The sequence below is a fragment of the Stenotrophomonas sp. INTA L402-1 genome (assembly GCF_059295135.1).
The window spans coordinates 13,909-37,617 of sequence record NZ_JCAFWP010000036.1 but is presented as its reverse complement, the minus strand read 5'-3'; the positions used below and the strand labels follow the sequence as shown (position 1 = coordinate 37,617).

Annotated in this window: 19 protein-coding genes and 1 pseudogene; 17 read left to right on the top strand and 3 right to left on the bottom strand. The window is 67.1% G+C overall.

The genetic code is table 11. From position 1 onward, the window contains the following. Positions 1-112: 112 nt before the first annotated feature. Together AC5O77_RS17775 and AC5O77_RS17770 are read right to left on the bottom strand one after the other, a co-directional pair. Positions 113-592, bottom strand: a complete 480-nt coding sequence (locus AC5O77_RS17775) for a DM13 domain-containing protein (RefSeq protein ID WP_100467800.1) — start codon at positions 590-592, stop codon at positions 113-115. Between the two features lie 358 nt (positions 593-950). Then, positions 951-1,703 (bottom strand): NRDE family protein, encoded by a 753-nt coding sequence (locus AC5O77_RS17770; protein WP_478057654.1) that lies wholly within the window; start codon positions 1,701-1,703, stop codon positions 951-953. Positions 1,704-2,026: 323 nt separating this feature from the next. On the opposite strand from AC5O77_RS17770, the gene mraZ reads away from it, so the two are divergent. The 15 genes and pseudogenes from mraZ to lpxC all read left to right on the top strand — a co-directional run bounded on the left by mraZ (position 2,027) and on the right by lpxC (position 18,874). After that, the gene (gene mraZ / locus AC5O77_RS17765; protein WP_004143635.1) at positions 2,027-2,473 is read left to right on the top strand and encodes a division/cell wall cluster transcriptional repressor MraZ; all 447 of its coding nucleotides are present in this window, start codon (positions 2,027-2,029) and stop codon (positions 2,471-2,473) included. A gap of 14 nt (positions 2,474-2,487) precedes the next feature. After that, positions 2,488-3,456, top strand: a complete 969-nt coding sequence (gene rsmH / locus AC5O77_RS17760) for a 16S rRNA (cytosine(1402)-N(4))-methyltransferase RsmH (protein WP_094000427.1) — start codon at positions 2,488-2,490, stop codon at positions 3,454-3,456. Further along, a complete protein-coding gene (gene ftsL, locus AC5O77_RS17755; protein WP_005412242.1) occupies positions 3,453-3,716 on the top strand; it encodes a cell division protein FtsL in 264 nt (87 codons plus the stop codon). The genes rsmH and ftsL overlap by 4 nt, the downstream gene beginning before the upstream one ends. Further along, positions 3,713-5,557 (top strand): peptidoglycan D,D-transpeptidase FtsI family protein, encoded by a 1,845-nt coding sequence (locus tag AC5O77_RS17750; protein WP_253144674.1) that lies wholly within the window; start codon positions 3,713-3,715, stop codon positions 5,555-5,557. The genes ftsL and AC5O77_RS17750 overlap by 4 nt, the downstream gene beginning before the upstream one ends. Further along, complete coding sequence (locus AC5O77_RS17745) at positions 5,554-7,062, top strand: UDP-N-acetylmuramoyl-L-alanyl-D-glutamate--2,6-diaminopimelate ligase (protein WP_478057653.1); 1,509 nt, start codon at positions 5,554-5,556, stop codon at positions 7,060-7,062. The genes AC5O77_RS17750 and AC5O77_RS17745 overlap by 4 nt, the downstream gene beginning before the upstream one ends. Continuing rightward, positions 7,059-8,453, top strand: a complete 1,395-nt coding sequence (locus AC5O77_RS17740) for a UDP-N-acetylmuramoyl-tripeptide--D-alanyl-D-alanine ligase (RefSeq protein WP_478057652.1) — start codon at positions 7,059-7,061, stop codon at positions 8,451-8,453. The genes AC5O77_RS17745 and AC5O77_RS17740 overlap by 4 nt, the downstream gene beginning before the upstream one ends. Next, positions 8,443-9,528 carry a phospho-N-acetylmuramoyl-pentapeptide-transferase gene (gene mraY / locus AC5O77_RS17735; RefSeq protein ID WP_010481929.1) on the top strand — a complete coding sequence of 362 codons (1,086 nt, stop codon included), beginning with the start codon at positions 8,443-8,445 and terminating at the stop codon, positions 9,526-9,528. Before AC5O77_RS17740 ends, mraY begins: the two co-directional genes overlap by 11 nt. Position 9,529: 1 nt before the next feature. Continuing rightward, entirely contained in the window at positions 9,530-10,852 is a 1,323-nt protein-coding gene (ftsW, locus tag AC5O77_RS17730) for a putative lipid II flippase FtsW (protein ID WP_121504877.1), read from the top strand. Then, entirely contained in the window at positions 10,849-11,937 is a 1,089-nt protein-coding gene (murG, locus tag AC5O77_RS17725; RefSeq protein WP_049461621.1) for an undecaprenyldiphospho-muramoylpentapeptide beta-N-acetylglucosaminyltransferase, read from the top strand. The genes ftsW and murG overlap by 4 nt, the downstream gene beginning before the upstream one ends. 40 nt (positions 11,938-11,977) lie before the next feature. After that, positions 11,978-13,414 carry a UDP-N-acetylmuramate--L-alanine ligase gene (gene murC, locus AC5O77_RS17720; protein WP_012510048.1) on the top strand — a complete coding sequence of 479 codons (1,437 nt, stop codon included), beginning with the start codon at positions 11,978-11,980 and terminating at the stop codon, positions 13,412-13,414. Next, on the top strand, positions 13,411-14,373 hold the full coding sequence (locus tag AC5O77_RS17715) for a D-alanine--D-alanine ligase (RefSeq protein ID WP_049399805.1): 963 nt from the start codon (positions 13,411-13,413) through the stop codon (positions 14,371-14,373). Before murC ends, AC5O77_RS17715 begins: the two co-directional genes overlap by 4 nt. Then, positions 14,370-15,047 (top strand): annotated as a pseudogene (locus tag AC5O77_RS17710) (cell division protein FtsQ/DivIB); the annotation flags it as partial. The gene AC5O77_RS17715 and the pseudogene AC5O77_RS17710, both read left to right, overlap by 4 nt. Before the next feature lie 68 nt (positions 15,048-15,115). Further along, positions 15,116-16,351, top strand: a complete 1,236-nt coding sequence (gene ftsA, locus AC5O77_RS17705) for a cell division protein FtsA (RefSeq protein ID WP_005408083.1) — start codon at positions 15,116-15,118, stop codon at positions 16,349-16,351. A gap of 170 nt (positions 16,352-16,521) precedes the next feature. Beyond that, the gene (gene ftsZ, locus AC5O77_RS17700; protein ID WP_043397963.1) at positions 16,522-17,757 is read left to right on the top strand and encodes a cell division protein FtsZ; all 1,236 of its coding nucleotides are present in this window, start codon (positions 16,522-16,524) and stop codon (positions 17,755-17,757) included. A gap of 205 nt (positions 17,758-17,962) precedes the next feature. Further along, positions 17,963-18,874 carry a UDP-3-O-acyl-N-acetylglucosamine deacetylase gene (gene lpxC, locus AC5O77_RS17695; RefSeq protein WP_005408085.1) on the top strand — a complete coding sequence of 304 codons (912 nt, stop codon included), beginning with the start codon at positions 17,963-17,965 and terminating at the stop codon, positions 18,872-18,874. Between the two features lie 282 nt (positions 18,875-19,156). On the opposite strand, the gene AC5O77_RS17690 is transcribed toward lpxC, so the two are convergent. Continuing rightward, positions 19,157-19,606, bottom strand: coding sequence for a DciA family protein (locus tag AC5O77_RS17690; protein ID WP_005408086.1), 450 nt, complete (start codon positions 19,604-19,606; stop codon positions 19,157-19,159). A gap of 12 nt (positions 19,607-19,618) precedes the next feature. On the opposite strand from AC5O77_RS17690, the gene AC5O77_RS17685 reads away from it, so the two are divergent. Together AC5O77_RS17685 and secA are read left to right on the top strand one after the other, a co-directional pair. Further along, positions 19,619-20,575, top strand: a complete 957-nt coding sequence (locus AC5O77_RS17685) for a M23 family metallopeptidase (protein WP_107432410.1) — start codon at positions 19,619-19,621, stop codon at positions 20,573-20,575. 341 nt (positions 20,576-20,916) lie between these two features. Then, the gene (gene secA, locus AC5O77_RS17680; protein WP_032129708.1) at positions 20,917-23,649 is read left to right on the top strand and encodes a preprotein translocase subunit SecA; all 2,733 of its coding nucleotides are present in this window, start codon (positions 20,917-20,919) and stop codon (positions 23,647-23,649) included. Positions 23,650-23,709 lie beyond the last annotated feature (60 nt).

Below are 23,709 nucleotides of genomic sequence, written 5' to 3'. Positions count from 1 at the left end.
ATGCGTGAACCGCGCATCGGTAGTGCCGGCCGCTGGCCGGCAGCTTCACGATGCCTGCAGGGCGGACAGAGTGCCGGCCAGCGGCCGGCACTGCCTCGACGTCGCGCGTTCGTCAGCCCGGCGTACGGTACTGCCCTGCGGAAATGAACTGCGAGAAGCGTTCGCACCACACCACGACCGTGGTGTAGTCGTCCACGTTGACGTCATCGGGTACATCGACCAGGAAGCGGTTGAAGGTCTTCACTTCACCGATGCGTTTCGCCTGTGCCTTGATCTTCAGGAAGTCGGCCTTGTTGTCGACGAAGTCGCGGACCAGGTACACCTTGTAATCCGGGCCCGGCCCCATCTTGCCGTCGAAGGCGACCTGGCGCGGGCTGACGCTGACTTTGCCTTCCGCCCAATGCACTGCATCGCTGCCCTTGAGGTCGCGGCGAAAGGTGGTGCGGTAGGGGGCATCAGTCATGGCGGCCTGCACCTGTGCGACCGGCGGGTCATCGGGGGCAATCAGGATCGGCAGGAAGTACACGCCCAAGCCGAAGCCAAGGCCGAGGGTGAGCAGGTGGGTGACGATCAGGATGAGGATGCGGCGCATGGGGCCTCCATGGGGGTTGCGGTCGATCGCGCGGCGGGGTGCCGGGCGCCACCACCCTGGGGGGGCAGGGGCGACATTTATAGACACAGTGCCGATTGCGAAAAGGGCACAGTGGGCGGACTGCGACGCCGGAGCCCCTGTGGCGTGGGCGGATCGCGGTCGCGGTTGGAAGCTGAATGACGTTTCGAGCCCGTTGCGATGACGACTGCCGTCGCGTGGATCGCGACAACGCGATGCCCGGTAGTGCCGGCCGCCGGCCGGCAGCTTCATGGCGCATCCAAAGATCCAGAGGTTGCCGGCCAGCGGCCGGCACTACCCTGCTGGAAAGGAATTCCCGCCAGCGGCCGGCACGACCCGGTCAGAAAATGACGTGACTCTGTCCGTTGGCTGCGCCCTGTGGGCCAAAGCGGCGCTCGTGGATCTGGCCGTGGCCGTCGGCGTCGATCAGCAGCACGGTGCTGGCGCGGGTGCCGTAGTCGTCGCCGCGGATGAAGGCGGGGCTCAGCCAGCGCTCGCGTTCCAGGCCGATGCCGGTGTCGGGCAGGTCGCTGTCGGCAGGGCGGTGTTCGTCGGCCAGCGCGGCCCAGAGCGGGGCCAGCTCGTCGTCGCCGGACTGCAGCCACGCCGACAGCGCGGCCATCAGCCGCCGGGTCTTCGGCCAGGGCGCGTCCAGCGCACCGTTGGACATGCCATGCACGCCCGGGCCCAGGCTCTGCCGCTCGGCGGGGTGGTTGCCCAGGAACTCCAGGCTGTGGCCGTCGGCCAGCAACAGGTTGAACGGCGCGTAGGCGCCGGCCACGGTTGCCAGTCGGTCGATATGCACGGCGGCCGGGTCGCGGCCGCGCAGGAAGTCGGCCACCAGCGCGCCCCGTGAAGGACCGGTCTGGGAGGCCAGCGGATCACGCACATTGGTGACCACCGCCATCCGGCCTGCGGCACCGACGCCCGCCCAGCCGCCGCCGGAGCGCAGGTCGCGCCCCCCGATGACGGAGGTCTCATCTTGCCAGGGGGCCAGCGCCGCCGTCGGGCGGGCGTGGAACTCATCACGGTTGCCGGTCATCACCAGCCGCCAGCGCGGGTGGTGCATCCAGCCAAGAGCGAGCAGGCACATGGCCTCATTGTGCACGGTTTGCGCAGTCTGGCGCCGCTTCCAGCCCGTTTTGGATGAATGCGCGGCCGATGTTTCACGCGCTGTCCACAGCCCTGAACTTCCGTTCAATCTCAAAAATTGAGACGGATCAGCAACTTGTGGATAAGCCTTGAACAATTCTCTAAAGGTTGTTGCAAGCCATTGATGTGGCTGGCGATTTCCCCGCTGAAAAGTTGTTGACAACCCTTCGGCCGCTGCTAAGGTGGGCATCAGAGGGAAATCCGGGTGTTTTGTGGGTTTTCGTGGTTCAATGTTTCACCGGGCGAAGGATAGGTGCACGCGTCGTGTTCCAGGGCGAGACGGCCATCACAGTTGACGATAAAGGGCGCATGGCGGTTCCCACCGCTTACCGCGACCTCGTCGCGCGCGCCAGCAACAACCGTCTCGTGCTGACCTACAACCCGTTCGAAGCCGGCTGCCTGTGGCTGTATGCAGAGTCGGAATGGGAGCGGGTCCGCGACGACGTGATGTCCAAGCCCAACACCCAGCGCGTCGTGCGCCTGTTGCAGCAGAAGCTGGTCGGCTCGGCCGCCCATCTCGAGCTGGACGGCAACGGTCGCATCAGCATCCCCGCCAGCCACCGCGGTGCGGTGGGCATTGAGAAGAAGGCGGTATTGCTCGGTATGGGCGACAAGTTCGAATTGTGGAGCGAGCAGGCGCATCGGGCCCTGATCCAGCAGACATTGTCTGACGAGGATCTGGGTGATGGGTTGCTCGACCTGAAGTTGTGAGCCGGGGTGCCCGGATGCGCCCAGAAGCGCAGGCCGGTCACCTTCCGGTGTCGCAGTCGCCGGCGGTGCACCTGCCGGTCCTGTACACCCAGGTCCTTGAAGGCCTGAGGGTGATCGAAAACGGACGTTATCTGGATGGCACGTTCGGTCGTGGCGGTCATGCACGTGGCGTGCTCACCCAGCTCGGTCCCGAGGGGCGCCTGCTGGTCATGGACAAGGATCCGGAAGCCATCGCCGTAGCCGAGCGCGATTTCGCGCCGGACCCGCGCGTGTCCATCTTCCGTGGCAGCTTCGCCCAGCTGCTGCAGTGGGATGCGACGGCTGAAGGCCTGGACGGCGTCCTGTTCGACCTGGGCGTGTCGTCGCCGCAGCTGGACGTGGCCGAGCGTGGCTTCAGCTTCGGCAAGGACGGCCCGCTGGACATGCGCATGGACCCGGACAGCGGTGAAAGCGCCGCGCAGTGGATCAACCGCGTCGAAGATCGCGAGATTGCCGACGTGCTGTGGACCTACGGCGAAGAGCGCCAGAGCCGCCGTATCGCCCGTGCCATCGTGGCGCGCCGCGAGAAGCAGCCGTTCACCCGCACCGCAGAACTGGCCGAGCTGATCGCCTCGGTGATGCCGCGTGGCAAGGACAAGATCCACCCGGCCACGCGCAGCTTCCAGGCCATCCGCATCCACATCAACCGCGAGCTGGCCGATCTGGAAGCCGGGCTCGATGCGGCGGTGGAGCGTCTCAAGCCCGGCGGTCGTCTGGCGATCATCAGCTTCCACTCGCTGGAAGACCGCATCGTCAAGCAGTACATGAACCGCCTGGCCAAGGCGCCGCCGGCCAACCGCCGCCTGCCCGAGGCGGAGGTGTTCGTACCGACGCTGGATCTGATCGGGGGTGCCATCAAGGCTACCGACGAAGAACTGGCGGCCAACCCGCGTGCCCGCAGCGCCGTGCTGCGCGTGGCCCAGAAGCGGGAGGCCGATGCATGAGCCGGCTGCTGCTGATCATCCTGTTGGCCTCGACCGTGGCCTCGGCGATCGGCGTCGTGTTCGTGCGTCACCGTCACCGGCAGACGTTCATCGAGCTGTCGCGCGCTGAGCGCAAGCGCGATGACATCAATCTGGAATTCGGCCGCCTGCAGCTGGAGCAGGCCACCCTGGCCGAAGCCAACCGTGTCGATCGCATCGCCCGCGAGAAGCTCGGCATGAAGTTCCCCGAGGCCGCCGACATCGTGGTAGTGCGCCCATGAGCAAGACCGGCCGCAACCGCCCCCGCAACGCCTTCAACCTGCGCCAGCGCCTGCGTTGGGTTGCCCTGGCGCTCGGCCTGTGCTCGGTGTCGCTGGTCGGCCGCGCGGCCTACGTGCAGATCATCAACAGCGATTTCTACCAGCGCCAGGGCGAAGCCCGCTACCTGCGCGAGCTGCCGATCAAGACCTCGCGCGGCATGATCACCGACCGCAACGGCGAGCCGCTGGCGGTGTCGACCCCGGTCGCTTCGATCTGGGTCAACCCGCAGGACCTGCTGCGTTCGCCTGAGCGCATCCCTGAGCTGGCCCAGGCGGTCGGCATGTCGGTGGATGAACTGAGCAGCCGCCTGTCGCAGAAGTCGGACAAGGAATTCATGTACCTGCGCCGCCGGATCAATCCGGACGAGGCAGAGAAGGTGGTCGCGCTGAAGATTCCGGGCGTGGCCGCGCAGCGCGAGTTCCGCCGCTTCTACCCGCAGGGTGAGGCGATGGCGCACGTGCTGGGCTTCACCAACATCGACGACCGCGGCCAGGAAGGCCTGGAGCTGGCGTTCGACGAATGGCTGCGCGGCAAGGCCGGTGCCAAGCGGGTGATCCGCAACCGCAAGGGCGAGACCGTCGAGAGCGATCTGCTGCGCGCCGCCGAACCGGGCAAGGACCTGACCCTCAGCATCGACCGCCGCATCCAGTACCTGGCGTTCAAGGAACTGCGCAACGCGCTGGTGGCCAACAAGGCGGCAGGTGGTTCGATGGTGATCATGGATGTGACCACCGGCGAGATCCTGGCCATGGTCAACCTGCCGACCTACAACCCGAACTCGGTGGGTGGTGCGGCTCCGGACACCCGCCGCAACCGCGCGGTGACCGACCTGGTCGAGCCGGGTTCGACGATGAAGCCGCTGACCATCGCCACCGCGCTGCAGTCCGGCGCGGTGACCAAGGACACCATCATCGACACCAACCCGGGCTACATGACCCTGGGTCGCTTCACCATCCGCGACGTGCCGCGCAACAACGGCGTGCTGAACGTGACCGGCGTGATCACCCGCAGTTCGAACGTGGGTGCGGCCAAGGTCGCGGCGAAGATGCCGGACCAGGTGTTCTACGACGGCGTGCGCCGTTTCGGCTATGGCTCGGTACCGCACAGCGGCTTCCCGGGTGAGTCCGGCGGCGTGGTGCTGCGCCCGGCGCGCTGGTCGGGCACCACCAAGACCACGATGTCCTACGGCTATGGCCTGAACGTGACGCCGCTGCAGATCGCCACTGCTTACTCGGCGCTGGCCAATGGCGGCAGGTTGATCGCGCCGACCTTCGTCAAGGGCCAGCGCAACGAAGGCCAGCAGATCATCGACGAGAACGTCGCCAGGCAGGTGGTGGCGATGATGGAAACCGTGGTCACCCAGGGCGGCGCCAAGCAGGCGGCGGTGCTGGGCTACCGCGTGGCCGGCAAGACCGGTACCGCGCGCAAGGCCGGCCCCGGCGGTTACGAGCGCGGCCATTACAACGCGCTGTTCGCCGGCGTGGTGCCGGCCACCAATCCGCGCTTCGCCACCGTCATCGTCATCAACGACCCGCAGGCCGGCAAGTTCTATGGCGGCCTGGTGTCGGCGCCGGTCTACCACAACGTGATGGAAGGCACCCTGCGCCTGATGGACGTGCCGCTGGACGACCTGCAGTCGTGGCTGGCCGCACAGCAGTCCGGCAAGGTCGGCCATTCGGCCTCGATCCTGCCCGCGCCGCCGGCCGAGGCCGCGCTGCCGGTGGATGCCGCCGCTGAATTCGACGCTGCGCTGCCCAGCGCGCAAGCCCAGACGCCGCCCGCTACGGGAGGCACGCAATGAGTCCTTCGATGTTGCTTTCGCAGTTGCTTCCGGATGTGGCCCTGGCGGGCCACGATCCCGTTCTGACCGGCCTGGTGCTGGACAGCCGCGCCGTGCGCCCCGGCAATGCCTTCGTCGCCATCGCCGGTTTCGGCGCGCATGGCCTGGGCTTTGTCGAGCAGGCCCGTGCGGCCGGCGCTGGCGCCATCCTGTTCGAACCGCCGGCACCGGTCGAACTGCCGGCACCGGACGATGCGATCGCTGTGCCGGGCCTGCGCGCGCGCATGGGTGCGATGGCCGACCAGTTCCATGGCGCACCGTCGCGGGCGATGGCGATGGTCGGCGTGACCGGCACCAACGGCAAGACCTCCACCGTGCAGCTGCTGGCCCAGGCCTGGCACCTGCTCGGAACGCCCAGTGGCAGTATCGGCACGTTGGGCGCCGGACTTTATGGTTCGGTTGAGCCTACCGGCTTCACTACGCCGCTGGTGCTGCAGATGCATGAGCTGCTGGCGCAGCTGCGTGATGCCGGTGCGCGCGCGGTAGCGATGGAAGTCAGCTCGCACGCGCTGGACCAGGGCCGCGTGGATGCGGTGCACTACGACGTGGCGGTGTTTACCAATCTCACCCGCGACCATCTGGACTACCACGGCGACATGGCCAGCTACGGCGCGGCCAAGGCACGGCTGTTCCATCGCCCGGGACTGAAGGCCGCGGTGATCAATCTTGACGACGCGTTCGGTCGCCAGCTGTTCGCCGGCCTCCCGGCGGGCGTGCAACCGATCGGCCTGAGCTCGCGCGGTGCCACCGATGCCAGCGTGCGCGCCGAGGCGCTGCAGCTGGACGGCCGTGGCATTGCCTTCGAACTGGTCATCGACGGCCAGCGCGCGGCGGTGCAGTCGCCGCTGCTGGGCCGCTTCAACGTGGACAACCTGCTGGCCGTGGCCGGCACCCTGCACGCTCAGGGTCAGCCGCTGCCGCGCATTGCCGAGGTGTTGTCGGCGCTGCAGCCGATCCGTGGCCGCATGAACCGCCTGGGCGGCGAAGACGGCCTGCCGACCGTGGTGGTCGATTACGCACATACCCCGGACGCACTGGAACAGGCGCTGGACAGCCTGCACGGCCACCTGCAGGGCACGCTGTTCTGCGTGTTCGGCTGCGGTGGCGAGCGTGATACCGGCAAGCGCCCGCAGATGGCCGCGATCGCCGAGCGCTTGGCCAACCAGGTCATCGTCACCGACGACAATCCGCGTGGCGAAGATGGCGACGTGATCGTAGCCGACATCCTGGCCGGCTTCACCGATGCCTCCGCCGTGACCGTGCAGCGCAGCCGCGCGCGTGCGATCGGCCTGGCGGTGAAGCGTGCCGGTGCCGGCGACATCATCCTGATCGCTGGCAAGGGCCACGAGCCGTACCAGGAAGTGAATGGCGTGCGCCATGACTTCGACGACACCGAAGTGGCCGCCGCTGCGTTGGCCGCCAAGGCCGGTGTGCTCAGCGCGCAGGCCGGGGAGGGCATCGCATGAAGCGCACTCTGCTTTCGCTGATCGCACACTGGGCCGGCGGCGAGATCCACGGCGACGACGTGGCCATCGATGCGGTCAGCAATGACACCCGCAGCCTCGGCCCGGGCAGCCTGTATGTGGCGCTGCGCGGCGAGCGTTTCGATGGCCATGACTTTGCCGCCGACGCGCAGGCGCGCGGTGCCAGCGCGCTGCTGGTCGAGCGCCTGCTGCCGATCGAACTGCCGCAGGTGCTGGTGGCCGACAGCGAACTGGCGCTGGCGAAGATCGCCACCGGCATGCAGCGTGACCGCGATACCGAGGTGTTCGCGATCACCGGCAGCAACGGCAAGACCAGCGTGAAGAGCCTGCTGCTGGCAATCCTGCAGCAGGTGGCCCGTCATGCGCACAAGGTGGTCTACGCCAACCCGGGCAACCGCAACAACGAGATCGGCCTGCCGCTGGCGGTGATCGATGCACCGGAAGATGCTGACTACGCGGTCTACGAGATGGGTGCGGGCAAGCCGGGTGACATCGCCTACCTGACCGACATCGCCCGCCCGCGTTATGCGCTGGTCAACAACATCGCCCCGGCGCACCTGGAACGCATGGGCAGCCTGCTCGGCGTGGCAGTGACCAAGGGCGCGATCTATGCCGCGCTGCCGGCCGATGGCGTGGCCGTGATCAACGTCGACGATGCCTACGGCCGCTGGTTCGAACAGCACTTCGTCGGCACCCCGCCGCGCTGCCGCGTACTGCGCTATGGCCTGGAGCACACCGCGGACATCACCGCGCGCGACATCCGCGCCGGCGCGCAGGGCAGCCAGTTCACCCTGGTCGCACCGGGCGGCGAAGCCCGCGTGGTGCTGGGCCTGCCGGGTCGCCACAACGTCAGCAATGCGCTGGCCGCTGCCAGCCTGGCGCTGGCCGCCGGTGTCGATCTGGCGTTGATCGCGGCCGGCCTGGCCGAAGCACAGCCGGTACCGGGCCGCCAGATCGCCCATCAGCTGCGCAACGGCGCGGTGCTGGTGGACGACAGCTACAACGCCAACCCCGGTTCGCTGGCCGCGGCCATCGACGCCCTTGCCGCCGCACCGGAAGAGGGTTGGCTGGTGCTGGGCGACATGCGCGAGCTGGGTCCGGACGCCGAAGCGCTGCACGCGCAGGCAGGGCTCCGCGCGCGCGCTGCTGGCCTCAAGCGCCTGTATGCGCTGGGCCCGCTCAGCGCCGCTGCCGCCACCGCCTTCGGTGAAGGCGGCCGTCATTTCGCCACCCATGACGCGCTGTCGCAGGCGCTGAAGGACGAGCTGCACGCCGGCGTGCGCTGCCTGGTCAAGGGTTCCCGTGGCAGCGCCATGGACACGATTGTCAAAGCGCTGCTGGCGCAAGGAGAGGAATCCCCGCATGTTGTATGAACTGGCTCGATGGTTGCAGCAGTTGGAGAGCCTGTTCGGGCTGTTCAACTACCAGACGTTCCGCGCCATCCTTGCCGCGCTGACGGCCCTGTTCCTGTCGCTGTGGCTCGGCCCGGCGATGATCCGCAAGCTTGCCCAGTTCAAGGGCGGCCAGCCGATCCGCAAGGACGGTCCGCAGACCCATTTCTCCAAGGCCGGTACGCCGACCATGGGCGGTTCGCTGATCCTGCTCACCATCACCCTGTCGGTGCTGATGTGGGCCGACCTGCGCAACCGCTACGTGTGGCTGGTGCTGGCGGTGATGCTGTGCTTCGGCGCCATCGGCTGGTATGACGACTGGATCAAGATCGTCCGCCGCGACCCGAACGGCCTGAAGTCGCGCTGGAAGTACCTGCTGCAGTCGATCTTCGGCCTGGCCGCGGGCCTGTTCCTGTTCTACACGGCCGACGTGCCGGCGGCGCTGACCTTCTACATCCCGATGTTCAAGTCGATCGCGCTGCCGCTGGCCGGCATCGGATTCGTGGCCATCGCCTACTTCTGGATCGTCGGCTTCTCCAACGCGGTGAACCTGACCGACGGCCTGGACGGCCTGGCGATCATGCCGACCGTGCTGGTGGCCTGCGCACTGGGCGTGTTCGCCTACGCCTCGGGCAACGTGGTGTTCGCCAACTACCTGCAGATCCCGCAGATCCCGGGCGCCGGCGAGCTGGTCATCATCTGCGCGGCCATCGCCGGTGCGGGCCTGGGGTTCCTGTGGTTCAACACCTATCCGGCCATGGTGTTCATGGGCGACATCGGCGCGCTGGCGCTGGGTGCGGTGCTGGGTACGATCGCAGTGATCACCCGTCAGGAGCTGGTGCTGGTGATCATGGGCGGCGTGTTCGTCATCGAAACGCTGTCGGTGATGATCCAGGTCGCCTCGTTCAAGCTGACCGGCAAGCGCGTGTTCCGCATGGCGCCGATCCACCACCACTTCGAACTGAAGGGTTGGCCGGAGCCGCGCGTGATCGTGCGCTTCTGGATCATCTCCGTCGTGCTCGTGCTGATCGGCCTGGCCACGTTGAAGGTGCGCTGAGATGAACGACCTGTCCCGCCAGGCAACACGCCTTGAGGCCATCGAAGGCAGCTACGACAAGTGGCTGCTGGGCGCGATCATCGCGCTCACGGGCATCGGCGTGGTGATGGTGGCGTCCAGCTCGATCGCTCTGATGAGCAGCCCGTTCTACTACCTCAACCGCCACCTGATCTTCCTGGCGGTGGGTATCGTGCTGGCGGTCGTAGCCGCCCGCACTGAACTGAAGTCCATCGAGCAGTACAACCAGATGCTGCTGCTGGGCTGCTTCGTGCTGCTGCTGGCGGTGTTCGCGCCGGGTCTGGGCAGCACGGTCAACGGCGCACGCCGCTGGATCAATCTGGGCATCTCCAAGTTCCAGACGGTGGAAGCGGTGAAGGTGCTCTATATCGTCTGGCTGTCCAGCTACCTGGTGCGCTTCCGCGACGAGGTCAACGCGACCTGGCCGGCGATGCTCAAGCCACTGGGCGTGGCCGGTGCGCTGGTGCTGTTGCTGCTGCTGCAGCCGGACTTCGGTTCCTCGACCCTGCTGCTGGCGATCACCGCCGGCATGCTGGTGCTGGGCGGTGTGAACATGCCGCGCATGTCGATGCCGGTGATCATCGGCCTGGTCGGCATGAGCGCGCTGGCGATCATCGAGCCGTACCGCATGCGCCGCATCACCTCCTTCCTCGACCCGTGGGCCGACCAGCAGGGCGACGGCTACCAGCTGTCCAACGCGCTGATGGCCGTGGGCCGCGGCGAGTGGACCGGCGTTGGCCTGGGCAACTCGGTGCAGAAGCTGTACTACCTGCCGGAAGCACATACCGACTTCATCTTCTCGGTCACCGCGGAGGAGTTCGGCTTCCTCGGCACCTGCGTGATCGTGGCCCTGTACGCGCTGCTGGTCGGCCGCACGTTCTGGCTGGGCATGCGCTGCGTGGAAATGAAGCGCCACTTCTCCGGCTACATCGCCTTCGGCATCGGCCTGTGGATCAGCATGCAGACCTTCGTCTCGATCGGCGTGAACCTGGGCATCCTGCCGACCAAGGGCCTGACCCTGCCGCTGATCTCCTCCGGCGGTTCGTCGGTGCTGATGACCTGCGTGGCGATGGGCCTGCTGTTGCGCGTCTCCTATGAACTCAAGCGCGCCGAGCGTCGCCAGGCCGTGCGCATCGGCGGTGGCGACGAGGCCGTGGCCGATGCACCCGTGGACGCGCCGGCCGCACCGGCTGCGGTCAGCGTGCCGATGAGCGCCGAGCCGACGGCTGCCGCTGCAGCGAACGCCGCACGCGGTACCAGCCGCCTGCAGTCGCGCATCGAACCGACCTTTGGGAGGCTGTCATGAGCGCAGCCACCGATAACGTGCGCCCGGTGATGATCCTGGCCGGTGGAACCGGCGGTCACATCTTCCCCGGTCTGGCCGTGGCCCGCGTGCTGCGCGCCCGCGGCGTACCGGTCACCTGGATGGGCGCCGATGGTGCGATGGAAACCCGCCTGGTGCCGCAGCACGACATTCCGATCGACACGCTGGCCATCACCGGCCTGCGCGGCAAAGGCAAGCTGGCCCTGCTGGGCGCGCCGTGGCGGCTGATGCGCGCGCTGCGCGCGGCCGGCATGATCATCCGCAAGCGCCAGCCGCGTGCGGTGGTCGCCTTCGGTGGTTTCGCGTCCGGCCCGGGGGGCATGGCCACACGCCTGCACGGCCTGCCGCTGCTGGTGCACGAGCAGAATCGCGCTCCCGGCATGACCAACCGCATCCTGTCGCGCTATGCGCGCCGGCTGCTGACCGGCTTCCCGGGCACCTTCGCCAAGGGCGAAGAGTTCGTCGGCAACCCGGTACGTGCGGAGATCGCCGCCATCGCACCGCCGGAACAGCGTTTCGCTGACCGCCAGGGTCCGCTGCGCGTGCTGGTGGTCGGTGGCAGCCAGGGCGCGCGTGCGCTCAACACCGGCGTGCCGCAGGCGATTGCTGCGCTGGGCACGAGTGTGCCGGTGCAGGTTCGCCACCAGAGCGGCGAGAAGCTGCATGCCGAAGCGGTCGAGGCGTATGCCAAGGCCGGCGTGCAGGCCGAGATCACCCCATTCATCGCCGACATGGCCGAGGCCTTCGCCTGGGCCGACCTGGTGGTGTGCCGTGCGGGCGCTTCGACGCTGGCCGAGCTGTGTGCGGTGGGTGTCGGCAGCGTGCTGGTGCCTTTCCCCGCTGCTGTCGACGATCACCAGACCCGCAATGCGGAGTACCTGGTCGAGCGCGGCGCGGCGGTTTTGCTGAAGCAGGACGGAACGCTGGCCGACGGCATTGCCGCACTGCTGCGCGATCTGTCCGAAAATCCCGCCCGCCGCATGCAGATGGCGCAAGCCGCGCGTGCCCTGGCCAAGGTCGATGCCGCCGAGCGCATCGCCGATATCATTCTTGAGGAAGCTGTATGAAGAAGGCATGCCACCGCGCCTGCCCTGCGCGAGGCCGCGCATGATCCGTCGCCTGCACGACACCAACGACCTGGTGCGCGCGTTCCCGCGCGTGCATTTCGTCGGCATCGGCGGCACCGGCATGAGCGGTATCGCCGAAGTGATGCTGACGCTGGGCTATGAGGTGTCCGGCTCGGACAACGCCGACAACGTGGCGACCCGTCGCCTGGCCAGCCTGGGTGCGCGCATCATGCGCGGCCACTCCGCAGCCAACGTGCTGGGCACCGACTGCGTGGTGGTCTCCAGCGCCATCCGCGAAGACAACCCGGAACTGATGGAAGCGCGCAGCCAGCGTATTCCGATCATGCCGCGTGCGGCGATGCTGGCCGAGCTGATGCGCTTCCGCCGCGGCATCGCTGTGGCCGGTACCCATGGCAAGACCACCACCACCAGCCTCACCGCTGCGGTGCTGAGCGAAGGCGGGCTCGACCCGACGTTCGTGATCGGTGGCCAGCTGCTGGCTGCCGGCGCCAACGCCAAGCTGGGCGGTGGACAGTGGCTGGTGGCCGAGGCCGACGAAAGCGATGGCAGCTTCCTGCGCCTGAACCCGCTGATGTCGATCATCACCAACATTGACGCCGATCACCTGGAGAACTACGGCAACGACTTTGCCCGCGTGCAGGCGGCGTTCGCCGAGTTCCTGCAGCGCCTGCCGTTCTACGGCCTGGCGGTGCTGTGCATCGACGATCCAGAAGTCGCGGCTCTGGCTGCCAAGACCCCGCGCCACGTGATGAGCTACGGCATGAGCCCGCAGGCCGACGTGCGCGCCGAGAACGTGGTGCAGGAAGGCTCGCGCATGCGCTTCACCCTGCGCCTGCCGCAGGGCACCAGCCAGGAAGTGGTGCTGGCGCTGCCGGGCAAGCACAACGTACTCAACGCGCTGGCCGCCGCTGCGGTGGGCTGGCAGCTGGGCGTGGCACCGGACGCGATCGCGCGCGCACTGGAAGGCTTCGCCGGTGTCGGCCGTCGCTTCAACGATCTGGGCGAAGTGACCACCGCCAGCGGCGCCAAGGTCCGCATCATCGACGACTACGGTCATCACCCGAGCGAGCTGGAAGCGGTGTTCGCCGCCGCCCGTGGTGGCTGGGCCGACAAGCGCCTGGTGGTGGCCTTCCAGCCGCACCGCTACAGCCGTACCCGCGACCAGTTCGACAAGTTCGCCGCGGTGCTGTCCAGCGTCGATGCACTGGTGCTGAGCGAGGTCTACCCGGCCGGCGAGGAACCGATTGCCGGTGCCGATTCGCATGCGTTGGCCCGCGCCATCCGAGCGCGTGGCCGCAGCGAGCCGGTGGTGGTGGGCAAGGCCGCCGAGCTGGCCAGCGTGCTGCCGGACGTGCTGCAGGACGGTGACCTGCTGCTGATGATGGGTGCCGGCGACATCGGTGCCGTGGCCACCCATATCGCGGTGGAAGGCTTCAAGGGGGAGGGCGAGGCGTGAGCGCGCTGACCTTCCCGCCGCTGCGCGTGACCGACCCGGCCGTGTTCGGCCGCGTCGCCGTGCTGCTCGGCGGCAGCTCCAGCGAACGCGAGGTGTCGCTGGACTCCGGCCGCAACGTACTGGAAGCGCTGCAGTCGCGCGGCGTCGATGCGTTCGCGGTGGATGGCATTCCGGCGCTGGCCAAGGCGCTCGCCGCCGGTGGCATCGATCGCGTGTTCAACATCCTGCATGGCCACAACGGTGGCGGTGAGGACGGCATCGTGCAGGGCCTGATGGACGCCTTCGGCGTGCCGTACACCGGCTCGAACGTGCTGGGCTCGGCGCTGAGCATGGACAAGATCCGCACCAAGCAGGTGTGGCTGTCGCTGGGCCTGCCCACCCCGCAGTACCGGAAGGTGGACGCGACCACGGTGCATGCACTGGCAGCCGAACTGGGCCTGCCGGTAGTGGTGAAGCCGGCCAATGAAGGCTCCAGCGTGGGTATCAGCCGGGTCACCGACGACGCCGGCCTCGATGAAGCCGTGGCGCTGGCCGCGCGCTACGACGGCCAGCTGCTGATGGAACAGATGGTGGTGGGCGACGAACTGACCGTGGCCATCCTCGGCGATGTCGCACTGCCGTCGATCCGCATCGTGCCCAAGGGCCAGTGGTACGACTACAACGCCAAGTACATCGCCGAGGACACCCAGTACCTGTGCCCAGGCCTGGACGGTGACGACGAAGAGGAAATCCGCCGCATCGCGCTGGCCGCGTTCCGTGCCGCTGGCTGCCGTGGCTGGGGCCGCGTGGACGTGATGCGAGATCGCAGCAGCGGCCGCTTCTTCCTGCTGGAAGTGAATACTGCGCCGGGCATGACCAGCCATTCGCTGGTGCCCAAGGCCGCAGGCCAGGCCGGCATCAGCTTCGAAGAGCTGGTGTGGCGCGTGCTGGAACAGACCCTGGAGGCCTCGCACGCATGAACGCGGTGCTGCGCATCTTCGTCTGGCTGTTGGCGCTGTCGGTGGTTGCACTGCCGGTGGTGGCCGTGGTCAATGGCTGGGTCGGCGCCGAGCGCTGGCCGCTGGCGAAGCTGCGCGTGCATGGTGAGTTCAAGCGGGTGCCGGCCGAGCAGTTGCAGCAGGTGCTGCTGCCGTACGCGCACGCGGGCTTCTTCGCGGTCAAGCTGCAGGACGCGCAGGACGCACTGGAACAGCTGCCGTGGGTGGAAAGCGCGCAGGTGCGCAAGCAGTGGCCGGACGTGCTGGAAGTGACCCTGGTCGAGCACAAGCCGTTCGCGCGCTGGGGCAACGACCGCCTGGTTTCCGAGCAGGGCAAGTTGTTCCCCACGCCGAAGAAGCTGGCCGATCTGGCGCTGCCCGAACTGGATGGCCCCGACAGCCAGACCGAAGAAGTGATGAAGCTGTACAGCGACTCGCGTGCATTGTTCGCACCGGCCGGCGTCGACGTGCGCCGGGTGACGATGGATGCGCGCGGCAGCTGGTCGCTGGTGCTGAGCAACGGTACCGAAGTGGTGGTCGGCCGCGACGACGCGCGCTCGCGCATGCAGCGCTTCGTCAAGGTGCTGCCGCAGCTCAACCGTCAGGACGCGCCGATCGAGCGCGCCGACCTCCGTTACACCAATGGTTTCACGCTGAGCTGGGGTACCCCGGCCACGCCGGCGAAAACGCCGGCGACCCCAGCCAGCAGGACGCAGGAAAGGACATGAATCGCAAGGGTGACAAATCGCTGATCGTTGGGCTGGACATCGGCACCTCCAAGGTGGTGGCGCTGGTGGGCGAGTACTCGCCGGGCAACCCGATCGAAGTGATCGGCATCGGCTCGCACGAGTCGCGCGGGCTCAAGCGTGGCGTGGTGGTGGACATCGAATCGACCGTGCAGTCGATCCAGCGCGCGGTGGAAGAAGCCGAGCTGATGGCCGGCTGCGAGATCCGCTCGGTGTATGCCTCGATTTCCGGTAACCACGTGCAGTGCAAGAACTCGCCGGGCATCGTGCCGATCCGCGACGGCGAAGTGACCTGGGGCGACCTGGATCGCGTGCTCGATGCGGCCAAGGCCGTGGCGATTCCGGCCGACCAGAAGATCCTGCACGCGATCCCGCGCGAGTACGTCCTGGACGATTCGCAGGAAGGCATCCGCAACCCGGTCGGCATGACCGGCGTGCGCCTGGAAGTGCATGCCCACCTGGTGGTGTGCGCGCAGTCGGCTGCGGCCAACATCAGCAAGTGCGTCCAGCGCTGTGGCCTGCAGGTGGACGACCTGGTGCTGTCCTCGCTGGCCTCCAGCGTGGCGGTGCTGACCGCCGACGAGCGCGAGCTGGGCGTGGTGCTGGTCGACATGGGCGCCGGCACCACCGATATCGCGGTGTTCGTGCAGGGCGCGATCTGCCACACGGCTTCGCTGCCGATCGCCGGCGACCACGTCACCAATGACATCGCGCACATGCTGCGCACGCCGACCCCGGAAGCCGAGCAGATCAAGGTGCGCTATGCCTGCGCCCTGGCCCAGCTGGCCACCGCCGAGGAAAGCATCCAGGTGCCGTCGGTGGGCGACCGCCCGCCGCGCCGCATGCCGCGCCATTCGCTGGCGCAGGCCGTGCAGGGCCGCTACGAGGAAATCTTCGAGATGGTGCAGGCCGAACTGCGCCGCTCCGGCTTCGAGGAACTGGTACGCGCCGGCATGGTGCTGACCGGTGGCGCTTCGAAGATGGAAGGCGTGGTCGAACTGGCCGAGGAAATGCTGCAGATGCCGGTTCGCGTGGGCATTCCGCAGCACGTCACCGGCCTGGGCGAAGTGGTGGGCAACCCGGTGCATGCCACCGGCGTGGGCCTGCTGCTGATGGGCAGCCAGATCGAGCACCCGCGGCGGCCGTCGCTGCCGACCGGGCGCGCTGGAAGCATGTTCAAGAAACTCAAGACCTGGTTCCGCGGCGAGTTCTGACGCGGAACCCGTAACACCGGGCATCGCCCGGGCGCAGCACCCGCAGTACCCGTAGCACAACGCAACACCGGCAACACACAACCCACACAGCCGCAACGTCGGCATGCAGCAGGACGGCAGGACGCCCGAATGCTCATGCCAGCCAAAGCGGATACAACGAGGACACGGACATGGCGCATTTTGAACTGATCGAAAAGATGGCACCCAATGCGGTGATCAAGGTGGTTGGCGTGGGCGGCGGCGGCGGCAATGCCGTGGCGCACATGGTCAACTCGGCGGTGGACGGCGTGGAATTCATCACCGCCAACACCGACTCGCAGGCCATCAAGAATTGCGGTGCCAAGCTGCAGCTGCAGCTGGGTACCAACGTGACCAAGGGCCTGGGCGCAGGCGCGAACCCGGAAGTCGGCCGCCAGGCCGCGCTGGAAGACCGTGAGCGCATCATGGACGCCCTGCAGGGTGCGGACATGGTGTTCATCACCGCCGGCATGGGCGGTGGTACCGGCACCGGCGCTGCGCCGGTGGTGGCACAGCTGGCCAAGGAAATGGGCATCCTGACCGTGGCCGTGGTCACCAAGCCGTTCCCGTTCGAAGGCCGTCGCCGCATGCAGGTGGCGCTGAAGGGCATCGAGGAACTGAGCCAGCACTGCGACTCGCTGATCACCATCCCGAACGAGAAGCTGATTACCGTGCTGGGTCGCAACGCGACCATGATCCAGGCCTTCCGTGCCGCCAACGACGTGCTGCAGGGCGCCGTGCAGGGCATCGCCGACCTGATCGTGCGTCCGGGCCTGATCAACGTCGACTTCGCCGACGTGCGCACCGTCATGTCCGAAATGGGCCTGGCGATGATGGGTACCGGCACCGCCCGTGGCGATGACCGCGCCCAGGCCGCCGCCGAAGCCGCGATCCAGAACCCGCTGCTGGACGATGTGAACCTGGCCGGTGCCAACGGCATCCTGGTCAACATCACCGCCGGCGCCGACTTCACCATGGCCGAGTTCGACGAAATCGGCCGCACCATCGATGGCTTCGCTTCCGAGGACGCCACCGTGGTGGTCGGTACCGTGCTGGATCCGGACATGCAGGACGAAGTGCGCGTGACCGTGGTCGCTACCGGCCTGAACCGCGTGTCGGCCAGCAAGACCCAGCGTCCGGGCGAGCGTGCGCCGATCAAGCTGGTCCGCAATGCCACCACCGGCCAGCCGGAATTCGGTGACTTCGACAACGGCGGCGACGCCGTGTCCAAGGCCGTGGGCGGCATGGGTCTGGGCCTGCGTCGCGCCAGCAGCGATACCGCGGCAGCCTCCGCTCCCTCGGCCCCGGCCGCTTCGGCCCCGGCGGCGGCGGAACTGCCGAACGATTACCTGGACATCCCGGCGTTCCTGCGCCGCCAGGCGGACTAAGCGGGGCGCCCGGGGCTTGTCCTCCCCGGGTTGCGCCACCATGTCCTGAAAACGCGGGCGCCGGGCCAGGATGGGTCCGGCTACCCTGCTTCACGCGCGTCCCCGCGGCGTGCCGGTGCGTCCTGCCGGCAGCCTTCACTGGCGTTTCAGCCAGGGTAGGGGAGGGCGCGTGTTAATCTAATGTGTCACTTCCGGCCCATCCCCCATGATCCAGCAACGCACCCTCAAGAACACGATCCGCGCCACCGGCGTTGGCCTGCACAGCGGTGACAAGGTCTACATGACCCTGCGCCCGGCACCGGTCAACCATGGGATCGTGTTCCGTCGCGTGGATCTGGACCCGGTGGTGGAAGTGCCGGCCAAGGCCGAACTGGTCACCGAAGTGACCCTGTGCACCGGCCTGACCTGCAACGACGCCAAGATCCAGACCGTCGAACACCTGATGTCGGCGCTGGCCGGTCTGGGTGTGGACAACATCATCGTCGAACTGTCCTCGGCCGAGCTGCCGATCATGGACGGTTCGGCCGGCCCGTTCGTGTTCCTGCTGCAGTCGGCAGGCATCGTGGAACAGGATGCGCCCAAGCGCTTCATCCGCGTGCTGAAGACCGTGGAAGTGACCGAGGGCGACAAGGTGGCCCGCTTCAGCCCGTACGAGGGCTACAAGCTGGGCTTCACCATCCAGTTCGATCACCCGATGATCCCGGCCAAGCAGTCGCGCCAGGAAATCGAGTTCTCGACGCTGGCCTACACCAAGGAAATCTCCCGCGCGCGCACCTTCGGTTTCATGCGCGACCTGGAATACATGCGCGAGCGCAACCTGGGCCTGGGCGGTTCGATGGACAACGCCATCGTGCTGGACGAGTTCCGCGTGCTCAACGAAGACGGCCTGCGCTACGCCGACGAGTTCGTGCGCCACAAGATCCTCGACGCGATCGGCGACCTCTATCTGGCCGGTGGCCAGGTGCTGGGTGCCTACGAAGGCTTCAAGTCCGGTCACGCCCTCAACAACAAGCTGGTGCGGGCGCTGATGGCCGACGCCACCGCCTGGGAATGGGTCAGCTTCGACTCGCCGGCCACCCCGGACCCGGTGGAATATGCCACTCCGGCCTACGCCTGATTCCTGTAGATCGTTGAATTGAAAGACAAAAGCGCCGCCTTCCAGGGCGGCCTTGTCGTTTCAGGCGTGTCCGACGCATTCAGCATGCTTGACGCGCGTCAAGGCCGGTTCGAGGTCACGGTTTTGTGAACCTGTTGGATCGGAAGCCTGAATTTAACGCCGTTTTAACAACAATCTAACGACAGACCCCCGGATGGCAGCTAGGATGCGACCCGGCCCCCGAAATGTTTCACGCCGTGGTGACACGCGCGACGGGGAGCGGAGCCGGATGCTCCGTTGTCGTCAGGACCGCTTCTTCGGCTTCGAAGGAACGTCCTGCAGGCAAGCCAAGGCGTCGCGTAGCCCTTTGTGCGTGGCGGCTGAAACTGCGTGGGGTCCATTCCGGTTGTCGAGCGCTGGGGAGCGCGTGGGAGTGGGAGACGCAGTCTTGATGGTCACCCTGGTGGCCTTCAGCCCGATGGAACGGGCCGCGTCGAGCAACTGGGCTTCGGCAAGCCGCAACTTGGCATGCCAGACCGGGGACTCGACGAGAAAAACGAGGTGTTCCCCGTCCACATTGGCCAGCCGGCAACGGCTGCGCAGAGGTGGCGGCAACTGGGGGCGCAACTGACGGTCCAGCGCGTCGAGCCACAAGGCACGCCGCAGCGGGTTCCCGCTTTTGTCCGCCATCACCGCATCCAGCGCCGGCTTCGGCACTGACGCGGGGCGAACGCTGGATTTCGGCTCAGACATGAAAACTCACTGATGGCATTCAAAAAGATCGTAATCAAAACGCGTGAAGGACAGGCCAAAGCGTCGCCGATCGCGCGTTTGCGGTTCTATTTCGAGGACCGCCCCCGCGCCCTGCTGGGCAGCGTGCTCGGGGTAGGCTGCATTATCGGCCTTGCCGGCGGCATTGGCGCCAGCGCGCTGAATGATTCCCGCCTGCAGGCCAAGGTCGAGCGCCAGGATGCAGAGCTGGCCAAGGTCAAGCGCGATGCGCAGACCCAGGTCAACGCGCTGGCGGCCCGCCTCGGCGAGCTGCAGGCCCAGGCCACCCGCCTCAACGCCCTCGGCGAACGGCTGACCCAGATGGGCAAGCTGGAAGACGGCGAGTTCGACTTCAACGAGACCCCCGGTCTCGGTGACGGCGACGCCGGCGGCCCGACCAGCGACATCCCGGTCAAGGACGTCAACGCCGACTTACAGGTGCTGGAGCAGCGCTTCGCTGCTTCAGGCCGCCAGTTGTCGGTGATGGAATCGCTGATGTTCGACCACCAGCTGCAGCAGAACGCCGTGCCGTCGCGCATGCCGATCCGCAACAGCTACGTGACCTCCGGTTTCGGCACCCGTGCCGACCCGTTCGGCCGCGGTGCCGCCACCCACAAGGGCATGGACTTCCACGCCAGGGTCGGTGACCCGGTGATGGCCGTGGCCGAAGGCGTGGTCAGCTTCTCCGGCGTGAAGGGCGGCTACGGCAACGTGGTCGACGTCGACCACGGTAACGGCTACGTCACCCGCTACGCGCACAATTCGCGCCTGGTGGTGAAGGTCGGCGACCTGGTCCGTGCCGGGCAGGAAGTGGCCAAGGCCGGTTCCACCGGTCGTTCGACCGGCGCCCACGTGCACTTCGAGGTGTGGGAGAACGGCAACGTGGTCAACCCGCGCAAGTTCCTCGGCGACGGCGGCAACACGCCGGTCGGCCGCGTCAGCCGCGGCTGATGCCCCATTGGGGTGCCGGCTGCCGTCGGCACTACCGCCCCCGAAGTACGGGGGCAGCGCCGTAGGCGCGGGGGTGTGGAGGCGAGGTAAGCGGGCCCCACGGTTCGCGCAGCGAAGCGTGGGAGCGCCAGCGCGCATGCGCTGACGCGTACCCGGCCAGCGGCCGGCACTACCGGGAGTGTTCGGATGCCATTGCCGCCAAAGGGTTGAAACCCCTTGCGGCCGTCCCAAGCTACAATGGGTGTTGCCATCGACAGGGCGCCAGGCGCCCTGTTTCGTTTGCGGCGGACGGATCCCAAGGGGGAGGCCGGGCGTCGTGTCCATCCAACCCGGTTCCTTCAATGATCAACAGCCTGCTTACCCGCGTATTTGGCAGTCGTAACGAACGACAGCTGCGCCAGCTCAACCGCATCGTCGCCAAGATCAATGCGCTGGAGCCGGAGATCGAGAAGCTTTCCGACGAGCAGCTTCAGGCCAAGACGCCGGAGTTCAAGCAGCGCATCGCCGACGGTGAAGCCCTGGACAAGGTGCTTCCGGAAGCGTTCGCGGTCTGCCGCGAAGCCGGTCGCCGCGTGCTGGGCATGCGCCACTACGACGTGCAGCTGATCGGCGGCATGGTGCTTCACCTGGGCAAGATCGCAGAAATGCGCACCGGTGAAGGCAAGACCCTGGTGGCGACCCTGCCGGTGTACCTCAACGCGCTGGAAGGCAAGGGCGTGCACGTGGTCACCGTGAACGACTACCTGGCGCGCCGCGACGCCGCGCAGATGGGCAAGCTGTACAACTGGCTGGGCCTGAGCGTGGGCGTGGTGTACCCGGGCATGCCGCACAGCGACAAGCGCGAAGCCTACGCCTCGGACATCACCTACGGCACCAACAACGAATTCGGCTTCGACTACCTGCGCGACAACATGGCGCTGTCCAAGGCCGACCGCTACCAGCGCGGCCTGCACTACGCCATCGTCGACGAAGTCGACTCCATCCTGATCGACGAAGCGCGTACCCCGCTGATCATCTCCGGCCCGGCCGACGATTCCCCGGAGCTGTACATCCGCGTCAACCGCGTCGTGCCGAACCTGGTCAAGCAGGAAGCGGAAGACGGCGAAGGCGACTTCTGGGTCGATGAGAAGGGCAAGCAGGTGCACCTGTCCGAAGCGGGCATGGAGCACGCCGAGCAGCTGCTGGTCGAGGCCGGCATCCTCGACGGCGAGACCGAAGGCCTGTACGCGCCGCAGAACCTGACCGTGGTCCACCACCTCAATGCCGCGCTGCGCGCGCACGCGATCTACCAGCGTGACGTGGACTACATCGTGCGCGATGGCGAAGTGGTCATCGTCGATGAGTTCACCGGCCGCACCCTGTCCGGCCGCCGCTGGTCCGATGGCCTGCACCAGGCGGTGGAAGCGAAGGAAGGCGTGCCGGTCCAGCGCGAGAACCAGACGCTGGCGAGCATCACCTTCCAGAACCTGTTCCGCATGTACAAGAAGCTGTCCGGCATGACCGGTACGGCCGATACCGAAGCCTTCGAGTTCCAGAGCATCTACGGCCTGGAAGTGGTGGTGATCCCGACCAACCGCCCGACCATCCGCAAGGACAGCCCGGACCAGGTGTTCCTGAACCGCAAGGGCAAGTTCAATGCGGTGCTGGCCGACATCGAAGAGTGCGCCAAGCGTGGCCAGCCGGTGCTGGTGGGTACCACCTCGATCGAAACCTCGGAAATGCTGTCCGAGCACCTGCGCAAGGCGGGCGTGAAGCACGAAGTGCTCAACGCCAAGCAGCATGACCGCGAAGCGACCATCGTCGCCAATGCCGGTCGTCCGGCCGCGGTCACCATCGCCACCAACATGGCCGGTCGTGGTACCGACATCGTGCTGGGCGGTTCGCTGGAAGCGGAAATCCACGAGCTGGGCGAAGGCGCGACCGACGAACAGAAGGCCGCGGTCAAGGCCGATTGGCAGAAGCGCCACGAGGCCGTCAAGGCTGCCGGCGGCCTGCACATCGTCGGTACCGAGCGCCATGAATCGCGCCGTATCGACAACCAGCTGCGCGGCCGTTCGGGCCGCCAGGGTGACCCGGGTTCGTCCCGCTTCTACCTGTCGCTGGAAGACAACCTGATGCGCATCTTCGCCTCCGACTGGGTGCAGAAGGCCATGCGCATGATGGGCATGAAGGAAGACGACGTCATCGAGGACCGCCTGGTCAGCCGCCAGATCGAGAAGGCGCAGCGCAAGGTCGAGGCCCACAACTTCGACATCCGCAAGAACCTGCTGGACTTCGACGACGTCAACAACGACCAGCGCAAGGTGATCTACGCACAGCGCGATGAACTGCTGGACGCCGAGTCGGTGAAGGACAACGTCGACGGCATCCGCGACGACGTGATCTTCGACGTGGTGGCCCGCTTCGTGCCGCCGAACTCGATCGACGAGCAGTGGGACCTGCGTGGCCTGGAAGCGACCCTGGAGTCGGACTTCGGCCTGCAGATGTCGCTGACCGACCTGGTCAAGTCGCACGAAGAGCTGGACGCCGAAGCCATCGCTGCCAAGGTGCAGGAGCGCGTCAACCAGCACTTTGCCGAGAAGGAAGCCGGTGTCGGTGAGGAAACCATGCGCGCGCTGGAGAAGCACGTGATGCTGACCGTGCTGGACCAGAGCTGGAAGGAGCACCTGGCGCGCATGGACTACCTGCGCCAGGGCATCTACCTGCGTGGTTACGCGCAGAAGCAGCCGAAGCAGGAGTACAAGAAGGAAGCCTTCGAGCTGTTCTCGGACATGCTGGAGAACGTCAAGCGCGAAGTGGTGACCCTGCTGTCGCGCGTGCGCATCCGCAGCGACGAGGAAGTGCAGGCGCTGGAAGCAGCCGAACGCCAGCAGGCCGAAGCGCGCCTGAGCCAGTCGCAGTTCCAGCACCAGGACGTGGGCGGCTACAGCGCCGACGAGGAAGCCGCGCAGGTGCAGGCTGCCCAGCAGGGCATTGCACAGGCGCAGCGCGATGAGCCGAAGATCGGCCGCAACGATCCATGCCCGTGCGGCAGTGGCAAGAAGTACAAGCACTGCCACGGCCAGCTGAGCTGACCCCGAAGAGCCCCGCGAAAGCGGGGCTCTTTTTTCATGGCGGCTGTTTCGTGGGGCTGA

Bases quoted from the DNA above. Each gene is read 5' to 3' on its own strand.
- AC5O77_RS17775 (WP_100467800.1), bottom strand. From the start codon at position 592: ATGCGCCGCATCCTCATCCTGATCGTCACCCACCTGCTCACCCTCGGC.
- AC5O77_RS17770 (WP_478057654.1), bottom strand. From the start codon at position 1,703: ATGTGCCTGCTCGCTCTTGGCTGGATGCACCACCCGCGCTGGCGGCTG.
- rsmH (WP_094000427.1), top strand. From the start codon at position 2,488: ATGCGCCCAGAAGCGCAGGCCGGTCACCTTCCGGTGTCGCAGTCGCCG.
- ftsL (WP_005412242.1), top strand. From the start codon at position 3,453: ATGAGCCGGCTGCTGCTGATCATCCTGTTGGCCTCGACCGTGGCCTCG.
- AC5O77_RS17750 (WP_253144674.1), top strand. From the start codon at position 3,713: ATGAGCAAGACCGGCCGCAACCGCCCCCGCAACGCCTTCAACCTGCGC.
- AC5O77_RS17745 (WP_478057653.1), top strand. From the start codon at position 5,554: ATGAGTCCTTCGATGTTGCTTTCGCAGTTGCTTCCGGATGTGGCCCTG.
- AC5O77_RS17740 (WP_478057652.1), top strand. From the start codon at position 7,059: ATGAAGCGCACTCTGCTTTCGCTGATCGCACACTGGGCCGGCGGCGAG.
- mraY (WP_010481929.1), top strand. From the start codon at position 8,443: ATGTTGTATGAACTGGCTCGATGGTTGCAGCAGTTGGAGAGCCTGTTC.
- ftsW (WP_121504877.1), top strand. From the start codon at position 9,530: ATGAACGACCTGTCCCGCCAGGCAACACGCCTTGAGGCCATCGAAGGC.
- murG (WP_049461621.1), top strand. From the start codon at position 10,849: ATGAGCGCAGCCACCGATAACGTGCGCCCGGTGATGATCCTGGCCGGT.
- murC (WP_012510048.1), top strand. From the start codon at position 11,978: ATGATCCGTCGCCTGCACGACACCAACGACCTGGTGCGCGCGTTCCCG.
- ftsA (WP_005408083.1), top strand. From the start codon at position 15,116: ATGAATCGCAAGGGTGACAAATCGCTGATCGTTGGGCTGGACATCGGC.
- ftsZ (WP_043397963.1), top strand. From the start codon at position 16,522: ATGGCGCATTTTGAACTGATCGAAAAGATGGCACCCAATGCGGTGATC.
- lpxC (WP_005408085.1), top strand. From the start codon at position 17,963: ATGATCCAGCAACGCACCCTCAAGAACACGATCCGCGCCACCGGCGTT.
- AC5O77_RS17690 (WP_005408086.1), bottom strand. From the start codon at position 19,606: ATGTCTGAGCCGAAATCCAGCGTTCGCCCCGCGTCAGTGCCGAAGCCG.
- AC5O77_RS17685 (WP_107432410.1), top strand. From the start codon at position 19,619: ATGGCATTCAAAAAGATCGTAATCAAAACGCGTGAAGGACAGGCCAAA.
- secA (WP_032129708.1), top strand. From the start codon at position 20,917: ATGATCAACAGCCTGCTTACCCGCGTATTTGGCAGTCGTAACGAACGA.